A 15,416-nucleotide genomic window follows, 5' to 3' on the forward strand; every position below is an offset into this window, starting at 1 on the left:
CGTAAAAAACAGGGAAAAAGTTACATTTTATTGTTTGCTACTGAAGGATATGCTTTTAAACGTTCGTTTTTGATGATACAATTAATCTTTGCAAAGCCTAAATCAGTACCTTTAAACATTGACATCATGCATATTTGAGCGTACGATTAGGTAGTAAATAGAACGTTTGTTTGTATTTTTGGAGGGGATTACATTTGGTAAAAAACCAAGCCGGTATTTCGTATAATGAAGATGCCATTCAAGTATTAGAAGGTTTAGAAGCCGTACGCAAAAGACCAGGGATGTATATTGGTTCTACAGATAGTCGAGGTCTTCACCACTTAGTGTATGAAATTGTAGACAATGCAGTGGATGAAGCGCTTGCTGGATATGGAAATCATATCATCGTGAAGATTCATGAAGATAACAGTATTAGCGTGCGTGACCATGGTCGTGGTATGCCAACAGGTATGCATAAAATGGGTAAACCAACCCCTGAAATTATTTTCACCGTCCTTCATGCAGGCGGAAAGTTTGGACAAGGCGGTTATAAAACAAGTGGCGGTTTACATGGTGTAGGTTCATCAGTTGTAAACGCCTTATCAACATTTTTGGAAGTAACAATTTATCGTGATGGCCAAGTTTATCGCCAGCGCTTTGAACAAGGCGGGAAACCGGCTACATCGCTTGATATGATCGGAAAAACGAAGGAAACAGGAACACTTGTACATTTCCTGCCGGATCCAACGATTTTTTCAGTCGTTAAATATAATTATGATACATTGGCAGAACGCTTACGTGAATCTGCGTTTTTATTAAAAGGATTAAAAATTGAACTAATCGATGACCGCGGAGAAGGAAAACATGAAATTTTCTATTATGAAAGCGGTATTGAAGCATTCGTCACATACTTAAACGAAGAAAAAGATGTATTACATCCGGTTAAATATGTTGAAGGTAGCATTCAGGAAATTGAAGTGGAGTTCGCACTGCAATTTAATGACGGCTATTCCGAAACGATTTTGTCATTCGTTAACAATGTCCGTACACGTGATGGCGGTACACATGAAACCGGCGCTAAGACAGCGTTGACACGTGTGTTTAATGAATACGCCCGCAAAATCGGATTACTGAAAGAAAAAGATAAAAACCTGGAAGGCACTGATATTCGTGAAGGCCTGACAGCAATTGTTTCTGTACGTATTCCTGAAAATCTGCTGCAATTCGAAGGTCAGACAAAAGGGAAGCTTGGTACATCTGAAGCACGCTCTGCCGTTGATACCGTTGTTTCAGAGCAATTAATGTATGTGCTTGAAGAAAATGCCGAGCTGTCGGCTTCTTTAGTGCGTAAAGCAATTCGCGCCCAACAAGTGCGTGAAGCAGCGCGTAAAGCACGTGATGATGCCCGTAACGGGAAAAAGAAAAAATCGAGTACGCTTCTGTCTGGTAAGTTGACACCTGCACAGTCGAAAAATGCTTCTAGAAATGAATTATACCTTGTAGAGGGTGATTCAGCGGGTGGTTCGGCGAAGCAAGGTCGTGACCGTACATTCCAGGCGATTTTGCCATTGCGCGGTAAAGTTATCAATACCGAAAAGGCAAAGCTTCAGGATATTATGAAAAATGAAGAAATTGCGACGATTATCCATACGATCGGTGCAGGTGTCGGAGCAGATTTCTCGGTGGAAGATGCCGCTTACGATAAAGTTGTCATCATGACCGATGCCGATACAGATGGTGCCCATATTCAAGTATTATTGCTGACATTCTTCTACCGTTATATGCGTCCGCTCATCGAAGCAGGAAAAGTGTATATTGCGTTACCGCCTCTTTATAAAGTATCAAAAGGGTCGGGTAAAAAGCAGGAGCTTATGTATGCCTGGACAGAACAGGAGCTAAGCGCCGCAACGAAAAAAATCGGCAAAGGCTATATTATTCAGCGCTATAAAGGTTTAGGTGAGATGAATGCCGATCAGCTTTGGGATACAACGATGAATCCGGAAACACGTACATTAATCCGCGTAAAAATTGAAGATGGTGCACGTGCAGAACGTCGTATTACAACATTGATGGGCGATAAAGTAGAGCCCCGCCGTAAATGGATTGAATCAAACGTCAACTTCGGCATGGAAGAGGATGCAAGCATTTTAGAAAATGAATTCATCCAGCATGAGGAGGTTAACGAATAATGAGTTTTGTAGAAAAATTTCAAGATCTGCCATTAGAAGAAGTAATGGGTGACCGTTTTGGTCGCTATTCCAAATATATTATTCAAGATCGTGCATTACCGGATACGCGTGACGGGCTAAAACCTGTACAACGTCGTATATTATATGCGATGTTCCATGAAGGTAACACTTTTGACAAACCGTTCCGTAAATCGGCAAAAACAGTCGGTAATGTAATTGGTAACTACCACCCGCACGGTGATTCTTCGGTGTATGATGCAATGGTCCGTATGAGTCAGGACTGGAAAAGCCGTCAGATGCTGGTTGAAATGCATGGTAACAACGGTTCTGTCGATGGTGACCCGCCAGCCGCAATGCGTTATACGGAAGCACGTCTTTCAGCAATTGCCGCGGAACTATTACGTGATATTAATAAAAATACAGTTGAATTCGTACCAAACTTTGATGATCAGGATATGGAACCAACTGTATTGCCATCTCGATTCCCGAATTTATTAGTTAATGGCGCAACAGGGATTTCGGCTGGTTATGCGACGGATATTCCGCCACATAATCTGCAGGAAGCACTTGATGCGGTTTTAATGCGTCTGGACAACAAAAACTGTACAGTCGATGAACTGATGACCGTTATTAAAGGTCCCGATTTTCCTACGGGTGGGATTATTCAAGGTGTTGACGGCATAAAAAAAGCATACGAGACAGGTAAAGGGAAAATTATTGTCCGTTCACGTACAGAAATTGAGCAGTTAAAAGGCAATAAAGAGCAAATTATCATTACCGAAATTCCGTTTGAAGTAAATAAGGCCAATATGATCCGTAAAATGGACGAGCTGCGCGTAAATGACCGCCGTTTAGACGGTATTTCCGAAATTCGTGATGAATCAGACCGTGATGGTTTACGAATTGTTGTAGAGCTGAAAAAAGATGTGCCAGCACAAGGGATTTTAAACTTCCTTTTAAAATCAACGGATTTGCAAGTTTCATATAACTTCAATATGATTGCGATTCATAACCGTCGTCCGATGATGATGACATTGCCGCTTATGTTGGATGCGTATATTGATCACCAGAAGGAAATCGTGCGCCGCAGATCCCAATATGATCTAACAAAAGCAGAAGATCGCTTACATATCGTTGAAGGTCTTATGAAAGCTTTATCCATTTTAGATGAAGTGATTGAAACAATCCGTGCATCGAAAGATAAACGCGATGCGAAAAATAACATTATCGAGAAATTCGGCTTTTCGGAAGAACAGGCAGAAGCAATTGTCAGCCTACAACTTTACCGTTTAACGAATACCGATATTACACAACTGCAAAAAGAGCAAGATGAATTACATGAACTTGTTGTGAAACTGAAAGCCATTTTAGAGGACGAGAAGAAGTTGATCCGTGTTATTAAGTCCGAGTTAAATGACATTAAAAAACGCTTTACTTTACCTCGCCTTTCTACAATCGAAGCAGAAATCGAAGAAATTAAAGTAACGCGTGATGTATTGGTCCCAAGTGAAGAAGTTGTCGTAACCGTAACAAAAGACGGCTATGTAAAGCGGACAAGTCTTCGTTCACACAGTGCGTCAAACGGCAAGGATTTTGCGATGAAGGATTCCGATTACTTGCTGTATGAAGCTAACTTGAACACGCAGCATCATTTACTCCTGTTTACGAATAAAGGGCACTACATTTACCAGCCGGTACATGAATTGCCGGATATTCGCTGGAAAGATCTCGGACAGCATATTTCAAGTATTGTGCCGATCGACTCAAACGAAGAAATTATCGAAGTCATTGGTATTGAAACATTTGAGCAACCGAATATGTATGTATTTACCGCTACAAAAGAAGGGCAAATTAAGCGGTCGGCACTTGCTGACTATATCGTCACTCGTTATTCGAAACCGATTAAGACAATGAATTTAAAAGGCGAAGACGAGATGATTTTTGCGCGTCTTGTTACGGATAAGGAAGAAGTATTGCTTTCTACAAACACGAGCTATACAATCCGTTTCCCTATGGAAGATCTTCCGGTAACAGGTGTGAAAACAGCAGGAGTTAAAGGGATTATTGTTAAAGAGGGCGAGTATCTTGCAGCGGTTGCATTATTAAATCCGGAGCAGGAACAAGAACTCGTTATTGTCACACAGCGCGGTGCCGTTAAACGAATGTTGTTATCGGAACTTGAACTTGGCACCCGGGCAAAACGCGGTGTCGTTATTTTAAAAGAGTTAAAATCGAACCCGCACCGTATTTATACAATTTTAGTTGTTAACTTTAGAAATACGTTTATAATCGAGACCGAAAAAGGTATACAGGAAACAATCTCAGTGACATCCTTAACGAGAGCGGACCGTTATTCAAACGGTTCACTACGGATTGATACAGAAGGCGATGGGGCAATCTGCCGCGCTTATGTGGAGAAAGTAGAATAAATTTGAAAGCGATTGGGCTAAGCCCAATCGCTTTTTTAATAAAAAGCAGAACTAGTCCATCCTCAAAATCTATGCGGTCGCTGTTTTTAATGCAAACTCTATTTTTCTAACCGAACTATCATTAACATGCTATTATTATTTATAACAAACAATAAAAATGGGTGAGTTCAATGCATATACATCAATTCGAAAAAAACGTTTCAAAAGTAATTTTGTCAAGAGGAAAGGATTACTATAACAAAAATCTCATTCGAGAATTTAAGCAAATTGCACATAATGCATGGCGGGCAAAAATTTTAGGTACGGATGAGTACTTTGTTTATATCGAGCTGAAAAATGATAAGATTGTCGAATCTTACTGTACATGCCCGTTTGATGGTACTTGTAAGCATGAAGTTGCGGCGTATTATGCGATTCGTGAAAGCTTGATACAGTCAAATGTAGAAGCCGTCGATTTTATGGCCTTCTTTAATGAAAAGACTAAGGCTGAACTGGTTGATGTATTAGTGGAGATTATGGAGCAATATCCATCTATACAGGAACGCTGGATACCGAAAAAAGTAAATGTTATAAAAAATGCAACTCACCTCATTCTACAAGCAGAAGAGAAAATTTTAAAAAGTGTGAATCGACTTTTTAAAAGAGGCTTTTCGCAAGCGGATGATTTTGAAGAACCCATTGAAAGCATCTTTGAAGTTATGGAACAAGCACAACAACTGACAAATGAAGATCCACTAACTGCATTTGCACTGTTTGAGGTTTGTTTTGAGCGAATTAGCGATATAGTAGATAATTGTCCTTCGTGGCTTTACGAGCAAACACTAGAAGAAATGTATCGTATTTTTTATGATAGTCTTCAGACAGTTCAATCCAATGAACAAGCAATCGAATGGACTAAATGGCTTTTAGTAAAGTTTGACCAAAATGTAAAAGTGAAAAAAGAGTATTTGTTTTTAATGGAAGCTGCCATAACACTTAGTCCTGTTTCCAATATGAAGTATCATATATTGGAAGCCTTACAGCATCATACCAAAAAATCTGGAGATAAGAAGCTGGCATATGACTTAGAATTTCAATTATTAAAGACTGTAGGCGCTGAAAGTGAAATAGAGTCGTTTTATAAAAAAGTCGATATTCATAGCACATTACGTGTACAAATGATTCATTTTGCGATAGACCGGAAACAATATGCAAATGCCCTTACTTTATGCGCAGAGGGAATTGAACAGGATGCAAGCTCTCTGCATTACCGGAATCAATATTTAATATCGGCGTTTTCGATTCATCAAATGATGGGCAATTTGCCAGCTCAACGCACAGTTGCATTTGAATTGGCATTAGGTGGTCAATTAGACGATATTGATCGATTAAAAAATCTTTATGATGGTGAAGAGGAACTACTACACGATATATTAAATGATTTAATTGAAATTCTTGAGCAACAGCAGCCACTCCCAAATCACTATCCAATCCTTTTAGAAAAGACATATCAATGGGACCGATTATTAAAGTATTGTCAACAAGATATTGAGCGGATTTTACGATTTGGCCATTCACTGCAACCACATTACCCGCAAGAAGTTGAAATTTTACATGTACAACATATTTTAGCGCTTGCAAATGTTGCATCTAATCGGGAACATTACAGTCATCTTGCATCTATTATTACATGCTTGCAACAGCTAGGCTATCAGGACAGGGCTATAGAATTAAAAGCCTATTTAATTGAAACATATCCACGAAAAAAGGCGCTACATGATATATTAAATGCAATGAGCATACTATAACCACAATGCATAAAAGAATATGGGGCAGCATAATATAAAAGTAATTCATTGACATGGGAGGCATACTTTCATACAATGAAGTTAGTAAGATTCATGCGTGATGGATCTACAGTAGTACAGAGCGGTTGGGTGGCCCCCAATCGCTTTTTTATTTACCCTTTTATGATGAAAATTAAAAACACCACCTAGATGGCTAGTCTAAGTGGTGAAAACGAATTTTTTACAGCATCATTCGGAAAAAACGATAAATGGTATCGACAATACGAAAAATGTCTGTCGCATAACGAAAAATGGCGAGTTTTTCCTTACGCTTTTTTTCCGAAACAGCCTTAGCCTTTTCTTTGCGTGATGGATAAGACACAGTAGTACACCTCCTTTGCAAAAGGAGTCAGCTGGATGCTGCTTTACTATTGTACCATGAAATATTAAGGAGAATATTCCTGTTTTTAATAGAAAAAAGCATAGTAAAAGCGTCAAATTCCGGCAAGAAATTCTCCGGATGTTGACGCTTTTTTATTCGTAAGCATTTTTACAAAGGTCCATTTTTGTTCAGGCGGCAAAAGGATATTATTCTGTTTTACCGCACCGATCGTAAATCCCGTATAATCTTCCTCGACGACAAACTGGTAAATATCCTGCTGTTCATCGTTCGTTCCTGTAAACTGGACGACATGCTGGCCACTTCGGGCGGTAAAGTACTCCCAATACGTCAATTCATAATGGCCATCAAATACTTCAGCAATGAGTAACTCTTCGTTAAAAGGCCACTGCTGCGCTTTTACATAATCGATATAAGGGGAGTTCCTCTCAATTTCTTTCCCGTTCAGTACAAAGCCGACAATACAGCCCATCACTACGACACAAATGAATACGCGTATATGCTGTCCAAGCGTCATCGCTTCACTCCTCAAGATAGAATAGGGGAGATTTCACAAAACAGTGGAGTTATAAAAAATCAGCCTCTAACAGTGTTAGAAGCTGATTCGTTTTTCCTCAACTCGTCAAAGTAAGGAAGGTTATTTTTAGTGAGAAATGTCTTGTACAGAAATACCTGTTTGAGCTTTTACTTCAACTTCACGGTATTTCAGATCATTTCTTTCTTTAGAAATTAATGTACCGATAAATCCGCCTAAGAAGCCAAGAGGTACAGAAATTAATGCAGGGTTCGTTAACATAATTAACGGTTCACCAACAAAGATTGCTTTACCTTCAACCGGATTCCATACGTTTGGAGATACGGCAACTAAAATCAATGCAGAGATTAAACCTGTTAACATTGCTGTAACTGCACCTGATGTGTTGAAACGTTTCCAGTAGATTGTGTAGATGATTACCGGTAAGTTCGCTGATGCCGCAATACAGAATGCTAATGATACTAAGAAGGCTACGTTTAATGTTTGAGCACCTAAAGCTAATAGAATCGAAACAATTGAGATAATAATTGAACCGATACGAGCTGCTTTAACCGCTTCTTGTTCAGTAACTTTACCTTTTTTAATAATTTGACCGTAAATATCATGTGATAGGGCAGAGGCACCAGAAAGTACTAAACCTGCTACTACCGCTAAGATTGTTGCGAATGCTACCGCACAAACGAATGAGAACAGAATGTCGCCGCCTAGCGCTTGTGCTAGTAGTGGGGCAGCCATGTTACCTGCCGGGTTTGCTGCTACGATTTCGTCTTTACCAACGAATGCTGCTGCACCGAAACCTAGGAAAATCGTTAATACATAGAATAAACCAACAATCCAAGTAGCCCAAATTACTGAAGAACGAGCTGTTTGTGCGTCTTTTACTGTGAAGAAACGCATTAGGATGTGTGGAAGACCCGCTGTACCAAGTACTAACGCCAATAGCATTGAAATTGTATCAATACCATTTGTATAACGTAAACCTGGATTTAAGTAAGCTTCCCCATGCTCTGTTACCGTTGTCATTTGTGTAAACATGTTCGCGATAGAGAAGTCGAATTTTGCTAATACTAAGAATGAAATAATAACAGTACCTAACATTAATAGACATGCTTTAATGATCTGTACCCAAGATGTTGCTGTCATACCACCGAATAATACGTAAATTGTCATCATGACACCAACTAAAAGTACCGCCATCCAGTATTCAATACCTAACAGTAATTGAATTAAGGCACCTGCACCTACAAGCTGAGCAATCATGTAGAACAATACGATTGTAATTGTAGATAATGCTGCCGTACCACGAACTTTTGCTTTATCGAAACGAGCTGTAATCATGTCGGCTAATGTGAATCGGCCTAAGTTACGTAATGGCTCTGCGACGATATATAAAACTACTAAATAGGCTACTAGGTAACCGATCGAGAAGAAGAAGCCATCAAATCCGAATAAAGCAATCGAACCTGCGATACCTAAGAATGATGCTGCCGATAAGTAATCACCGGCAATGGCCATACCATTTTGCCAGCCCGTTAATCCGCCGCCAGCTGTGTAGAAATCCGACGCACTAGATGTACGTTTAGATGCCCACCAAGTAATGACTAAAGTTAAACCTACGATTGCTACGAAGAAGAATATCGCTGTAAAACTCATTTGCTTCTACCTCCTTCATATTCCGCAATAATCGCTTTCGCTTCTGCGTCATATTTATTAGCACGTGCTACATAGAAGTGAGCTAATCCCCATGTCATTACGAACAACCCTGCTGAATAAAGCCATACCCATGTAATATCACCAATCGCTTTTTGATGTAAGATATCTGTAAACGAAGTTAAGATTGGTAATAACATATAAAGTACTAAAAAGATTGCGGTAATCGACCATAAAAATGAATTCTTTTTCCTCGCCAGTTGCCTGAAAGATTGCTGTGATGCAATTCTCTCATAATCAATGATTGGCTTTTGATTATTCCCCATAAACATTCCCCCATTTTGTGATAATTATTACTGCTTAATGTACGTAAAATTCTGCTTTTAGGATTTTACATTTTCATTCTATTTTAGCTGTAACAAAATTGCAACACTTTTTAAATAAATTATGGGGAAAAATTTTTTGCAAAAATAAGTTTAATAGAGAAAAAATAATACATTAACGGGAGAATATTAAAATGTTATATTTTGGATAATCAATAGAAAGGTAGGATTTACATGGGTTTGGAGGGTCCTGAACATGAAAGAATTACAAAAAATCTGAAAATTATTATAAGAAAGTATTATTCATTTCTATAAGTAAAAGTAATATTTAAAAAATAATTTATTTTACAAAAAACTAAAATCAGTATATTCGAAAAGTTATATTCATGTAAAAAATGGTATAAAAAAGCAAAAAACTGCTCAAAAATAGCAAATATTTTCGAGACAGTTTTTATTATTTTTAATCTATTGTTCTAATTTATTTTCTTATAATAATTAATGTGAAACATCTTGTACAGAAATACCTGTATGTGCTTTAACGCGGATCTCTTTATAAACACGTTCTGCTTCTGCTTGTTCCACTTTGTGTGCTGTTAATATAGAGCCTAGGTATCCTGCAAAGAAGCTTAAAGGAATTGTAATAATGGCAGGTACTGCTAAGTTCACGATTGGTTCACCAACAAAAATTGCATTTCCTGTAGGACTCCAAATGTTTGGACCAAGCGCACCTAATATTAGACAAGATACTAAACCAGTTACCATTGCAGCAACCGCGCCGTTTGCATTGAATTTCTTCCAATAGATTGTATAGAGGATAACCGGTAAGTTTGCCGATGCCCCGATACAAAATGCAAATGATACTAAGAAGGAAACATTTAAGCTTTGCGCAAATAATGCCAAAAGGATTGAAACAATCGCAATGGAAATAGAACCGATTCTTGCAGCTAATACTTGTTGCTTTTCCGTTAATTTCCCGTCTTTCAGAATCTCACCATAAATATCATGCGAAATTGCTGATGCACCTGTTAATACTAATCCGGAAACAACCGCTAATATAGTAGCAAACGCAACGGCACAAATGAATGATAGTAAAATATTGCCGCCTAAAAACTCTGCCAATAGTGGGGCAGCCGTGTTACCAGCAGCATTTTCTGCGATGATTTTATCAAATCCGACGAAATGCATTGCACCAAAACCTAAGAAAATCGTCAGTGAGAAGAAGATCGCCGTAATCCATGTTGTCCATGAAATCGATGCACGCGCCGTTTTCGCATCTTTTACTGTAAAGAATCGCATTAAAATATGCGGTAAACCCGATGTACCGAGGACTAATGCAAGCATCATCGAAACCGAATCGATTGTAGATGTGTACTTCATACCAGGAACTAAATATTCGTCCCCGTAATTTGTGCTAACCGTATCAAACATTTTCACTAAATTGAAATCAAACTTTGAGAATACTAAAAATGCCAGTAATGTCGTACCGAACAATAATAGACCTGCTTTAATAATCTGTACCCAGCTCGTAGCCGTCATTCCGCCGAACAGTACGTACGTCGTCATCATGACACCGACAATTAAAACAGCCATCCAATACTCGATACCGAATAAAAGTTTAATTAATGCACCGGCACCAACTAATTGGGCGATCATATACAAAATTACGATAATAATCGTACCTGTAGCCGCTACACCGCGAATCCGTTTTTCATTAAAACGCGATGTCAGCATATCCGCCAATGTATAGCGTCCTAAATTACGCATCGGTTCCGCTATTATATATAGAAGAACTAAGTTTGCAACGACATAACCTACAGAGAAGAAGAAGCCGTCAAAGCCTGTTAATGCAATCGCTCCGGAAACCCCTAAAAACGCGGCTGCAGATAAGTAGTCACCAGCAATGGCAAATCCGTTTTGCCAACCTTTTAAACCACCGCCAGCTGTGTAGAAATCACTTGCTGAAGAAGTTCTTCTGGCAGCGATATATGTAACGATCAGTGTTAAACCTACGATACCAAGAAAGAAACCTGCTGAAACGAGATTCATTGTTATGCACCTGCCTTTTCATATTCTTGTAAAACAGCAGCTGCAGCTTTATCGAATTTAGATGCCATTTTTACGTAGAGTGTACATAAGATAATTGTCATAATGAATAGGGCAAGCGAGTATACCCATACCCAAGTAATGCTGCCGACAGCCTTCTGTTGTAACACAGGTGTGAATGCCAGCACCGGTAGTAAGATGTAAAATGTCAAAAATGTTATAGTTATTCCGAATAAAAATGTGTTTTTCTTCTTTACAAATTGATTGAATGTTTCCATGCGATCGATTTTTTCATAGTTAATGCCATCGCATTTCGCTGAGATTTTGTCCCCTAATTGACTCAACGGAATTCCCCCTTATGAAAAATTATTCTGTTTTAAACGGCATATTACTATTTGAATCCGTTAATAGTACTCATTGTAAGAGGGGATAGAGTATAATGCAATAACAATTTTTCTGAAAAGTTGGAATGTTTGAAATGGTAATGAAGTAGAATTATCAAGTTTTAAGGAGATAAAATTAAAGAAGATGTGCTTAAAATTTACAAAAGATTATTATTTGGGGAAAGGAAAATAATGAAAAACATATTTTAGCTAGAAATTAAATTACATAAAGCACGATATTATATTTCGACAATTAAAATATCTGTAATTTTAGCTGATTTCGTATAATTCAGCACATTGTACTATAACACAAAATGGATAGTAAAAATCTGATATACTAACAATGTAAAAATTTTTATATGACTTGAGGGAGTTTATTCATCTAGGTGAATCTGATTATTTATAAAACATGGAATGATAATATTAATATTTTGACCATGTATGAGAAAAAACCCGAGATATTCCAAATAACAAATCAAAAAAATATCAAATTGGAGGAATACGATGTTGAATTTGACTACGAAGCGGTTAACGTTCGAACGTTATACGGAAAAGGATCTTCCATTTGTGGAAGACCTCGTTTCGGACCCTTTCATGATGAAATTTATTGGCAATGGACAAATAAAGGATAAACATTATGCGATTCATTTAATTGAACGGATGCTTGAACAATATCAAAACTTTGGGGATTACGGGTTACATAAATTGATTCATCGTCAAACGGGAGATTTTATCGGTCACGCGGGGCTTGTTGCACAAGTTATTGACGATACATTTGAAATTGAGCTCGGGTACTGGATTAAACGTACTTATTGGGGACAAGGCTACGGGTTTGAAGCAGCACAGGCCCTTGCAAACTATGCAGATGAAGAAATGTGGTTGCACCGGTATATTTCAGCGATTCAAGTAGGAAATGAAGGATCGAAAAGAATTGCATTAAAAAACGGGATGCATTTGGAGAAAACCATTGAAATGGACGGGAAAATGGTTGAAATATATGTTAAGCTCAATTCATTTGAAGAAGATGAAACGGAAGCGTTATAAGAGGAGTATCGACACATTGTGAAAACGTATTTTGAAAGCTACGAACAGTATAAAAGGCAAGGGAATTCAATCAAAACAACGACCATTACAGCAAAACAGTTGCTGCCTGCGCTTATTGCCCATATGGAGCGTATGGACAGGCAGTTTACGCTGCATATTATCGGCCAGCTGCCAGTACCGATCGATTCTTTAATTAAGGAAGCTTTTGATCAGTGCCATCTAGAACAGCCATTTTATACACAGCATTGTGAAAAGCGCAGCTACAAATATCGCCAATTAACGAAAAACCGGATTAAAGTGGAGTTTACGATGCGTTACCGTATGGCGCGGCAGGAAGAAAAATGGATAGTTGATGAAATTCAAACCATTTTAAAGAATCGAATACATCCAGACATGTCGGCGTTGCAAAAGGTCTTAATTGTCCATGACTTTATCGCAAGAACCTATAGCTATGAACGTCATACTGAAGGTTCACCATTTGCTGTGTATACATTTATGAATGAAAAACACGGTGTTTGTATGGCGTACGCGCTTCTTTTTGAAAAGATGATGGAAGCACTTCGGATTCCTTGTTATTATGTGATTGGAAAAGCAGCAGGAGAGGGAACAGAGGGGCATGCATGGAATATGGTGCAGATGGATGATGATTGGTACCATGTGGACGTGACTTGGGATGATATCGGCTCAATTCCTGGTAAAGAAGTTCGCTATCGCTATTTTTTAGTTGCGGATGAGAAAATGCGTCTTGATCATGAATGGAATGAAAATCATTATCCAATCTGTACGAGTACTAAATTTGAAGCATTTCATCGTTTATATGATGGCTGTCTTGTCAATAATAGCTTATATTATGCCCATCCTGGAAATGGTTATTTATTTGAAATAAAATTTGCAGATTATCCTTTTCATGCAAAACAGAAACTTGCTGTTAACATTCAATTTTGTTTCTATATAGATGGATTTTTATTTTTCAGGAATGATTCTCATAATAGTTATTTGTATCAATTTGAACTAGTTGCTGAGAAATTAACGCAGTTAAGCGCGGTAGCAGTTGTACGAATCTATGAAACTGAAACATCATTGGAAGTCTTGTATGCAGATAAAACGACAGATAGTATTCAGAAGTTGATTTCAGCGGATCCAGAAAGTGAAAATTCTCTAATAGCTGAAACAGATGAAAATCGCTTGGAAGTTCCGTTAAATACATTTGGGGACAGCTGGGTAGCTTCAGTTGAACAAGAAGCGGATTGTCAGCCAATGTTGTTTAAAAGCGCGGATGGAATCGAATTGATTGTAGAAGATCGTTGCAAACAATTAACGGTAGATATATATATTAATAGAGGTTTACATATACAAATAACGAGTAACCGAAAAAATGTGGAATTCAAACAACCAGCACAATTGAAGGTGCCAATTGCGATAATACCGGGCTTGGAGCAGCAATTAAGTAAACAAAACATGTTGGAGTATTTTGCTGATGAAAAATTTATTTATATACAATTATATAAAAGCGTTACGATCCAACTGAAAATGAAAAAATAAGCGAATGGCCATAATTTAACGGGTCCGGTTAAATTATGGCCATTTCAGTAAAAAACGCATTTTGTCTCACTATTATAAGTATACTTTTGAAACGAGATGTAACTTCCTATAATATATATTATGACCGTGTCCCTATTTTTAAAATGAGTTGCAGCCTTTTCGCTCGCCACTTGGAAATTGATGTACAATTACAAGGTTTATTGATTTTTTTCTACAACTTGCAATGGCACAGATTCAATTCCTGTAATTATATCTTCTAGATATTCCCCTAAGATGATTAACTAAATGTATTGTAACCTGATGATTAAAAGCATCGATATGGTCTTGATATTTATTGCCACTTCCATATCCCATACTTACGAGAATAAATGCATTTTTTGTATCGGTATGTTTTAGTAATTGGTATATATAGGATGCTTCTTCTTTGGAGTCTAACGGTAACTTTAATTTATTATTCCTCCCTTTTTCACTTAATATTTCTTGGAAGTCTATTGTATTTTGTGTACATTCAGATATATAGTCTTTAAACAGCTATTGTTTTCAATAAATAATAAAAACCTTGATAAATCTTGTTGTTCTGAACCTAGGCAGTCAATGATGCATTCTATATTTGTATTAGAAAGAATTTCTTTTTTCTAATAGCACATTATCTTTCCATATTCCATCTAATTGAGCAATCTTTTCTCGCACCCCAACAACACGAAAGCCATTCTTGATGTGTAAGTTGAGGCTAGCAACATTCTCTTTAAAGATTTTGGATTCTAGAGTCCAAAAACCTTCCTTTTCAGAAGCTATAATCATATGCTTTAATAATAAATCACCGATTCCTTTCCCTTTAGCGTGTGTATCTATATAAATACTTACTTCTCCTACCCCCTTATACACATTTCGTTTGGAAACGGGAGATAATTTACACCAACCTAAAATATGAATTTCCTCATATGCCACAAATGAACATTGAGGATTTGCTTCACCAAACCATTCATCATAGGATGCTGGTGCTTTCGATTCGAATGTAGCCATTTTTGTTTCTATCCCTGCTTCATAAATTCGTTTTACATCTTGCCAATCTTCACTTACAACAGACCGCACTTTAATTGCCATCGATTAACCTCCATATAAATTAATTGATA

General features: G+C 37.7%; 12 protein-coding genes. 5 read left to right on the forward strand and 7 right to left on the reverse strand.

Going from position 1 to position 15,416, the window contains the following annotated elements:
- The first annotated feature begins 194 nt into the window (after window positions 1-194).
- From parE to AC6CH1_RS06800, 3 genes are all read left to right on the forward strand, one after another.
- Window positions 195-2,168 carry a DNA topoisomerase IV subunit B gene (gene parE, locus AC6CH1_RS06790; RefSeq protein ID WP_427709943.1) on the forward strand — a complete coding sequence of 658 codons (1,974 nt, stop codon included), beginning with the start codon at window positions 195-197 and terminating at the stop codon, window positions 2,166-2,168.
- On the forward strand, window positions 2,168-4,597 hold the full coding sequence (parC, locus tag AC6CH1_RS06795) for a DNA topoisomerase IV subunit A (protein WP_251687982.1): 2,430 nt from the start codon (window positions 2,168-2,170) through the stop codon (window positions 4,595-4,597). The genes parE and parC overlap by 1 nt, the downstream gene beginning before the upstream one ends.
- A gap of 170 nt (window positions 4,598-4,767) precedes the next feature.
- Window positions 4,768-6,384, forward strand: a complete 1,617-nt coding sequence (locus AC6CH1_RS06800; RefSeq protein ID WP_498316728.1) for an SWIM zinc finger family protein — start codon at window positions 4,768-4,770, stop codon at window positions 6,382-6,384.
- A 220-nt stretch (window positions 6,385-6,604) separates the two neighbouring features.
- On the opposite strand, the gene AC6CH1_RS06805 is transcribed toward AC6CH1_RS06800, so the two are convergent.
- From AC6CH1_RS06805 to AC6CH1_RS06830, 6 genes are all read right to left on the reverse strand, one after another.
- Window positions 6,605-6,745 (reverse strand): hypothetical protein, encoded by a 141-nt coding sequence (locus tag AC6CH1_RS06805; protein ID WP_176142089.1) that lies wholly within the window; start codon window positions 6,743-6,745, stop codon window positions 6,605-6,607.
- Between the two features lie 112 nt (window positions 6,746-6,857).
- Window positions 6,858-7,280: a hypothetical protein gene (locus tag AC6CH1_RS06810; protein WP_498316730.1), complete on the reverse strand. Its 423-nt coding sequence runs from the start codon at window positions 7,278-7,280 to the stop codon at window positions 6,858-6,860.
- 126 nt (window positions 7,281-7,406) lie between these two features.
- A complete protein-coding gene (locus AC6CH1_RS06815; protein WP_251687976.1) occupies window positions 7,407-8,951 on the reverse strand; it encodes a solute symporter family protein in 1,545 nt (514 codons plus the stop codon).
- Window positions 8,948-9,274: a DUF485 domain-containing protein gene (locus AC6CH1_RS06820; RefSeq protein WP_251687974.1), complete on the reverse strand. Its 327-nt coding sequence runs from the start codon at window positions 9,272-9,274 to the stop codon at window positions 8,948-8,950. The genes AC6CH1_RS06815 and AC6CH1_RS06820 overlap by 4 nt, the downstream gene beginning before the upstream one ends.
- A 492-nt stretch (window positions 9,275-9,766) precedes the next feature.
- Window positions 9,767-11,317, reverse strand: a complete 1,551-nt coding sequence (locus tag AC6CH1_RS06825) for a solute symporter family protein (protein WP_251687972.1) — start codon at window positions 11,315-11,317, stop codon at window positions 9,767-9,769.
- A 2-nt stretch (window positions 11,318-11,319) separates the two neighbouring features.
- Entirely contained in the window at window positions 11,320-11,658 is a 339-nt protein-coding gene (locus AC6CH1_RS06830) for a DUF485 domain-containing protein (RefSeq protein ID WP_427709935.1), read from the reverse strand.
- A gap of 543 nt (window positions 11,659-12,201) precedes the next feature.
- Between AC6CH1_RS06830 and AC6CH1_RS06835 the strand changes: the two genes are divergently transcribed.
- Both AC6CH1_RS06835 and AC6CH1_RS06840 read left to right on the forward strand, forming a co-directional pair.
- Window positions 12,202-12,741, forward strand: coding sequence for a GNAT family N-acetyltransferase (locus AC6CH1_RS06835; protein ID WP_498316732.1), 540 nt, complete (start codon window positions 12,202-12,204; stop codon window positions 12,739-12,741).
- 18 nt (window positions 12,742-12,759) lie between these two features.
- A complete protein-coding gene (locus AC6CH1_RS06840) occupies window positions 12,760-14,283 on the forward strand; it encodes a transglutaminase domain-containing protein (RefSeq protein WP_498316733.1) in 1,524 nt (507 codons plus the stop codon).
- Between the two features lie 615 nt (window positions 14,284-14,898).
- Here the strand turns inward: AC6CH1_RS06840 and AC6CH1_RS06845 are convergent.
- Window positions 14,899-15,387, reverse strand: coding sequence for a GNAT family N-acetyltransferase (locus tag AC6CH1_RS06845; RefSeq protein ID WP_498316735.1), 489 nt, complete (start codon window positions 15,385-15,387; stop codon window positions 14,899-14,901).
- Between the last annotated feature and the right edge of the window lie 29 nt (window positions 15,388-15,416).

It is taken from the genome of Solibacillus sp. GQ1 (genome assembly GCF_059758555.1).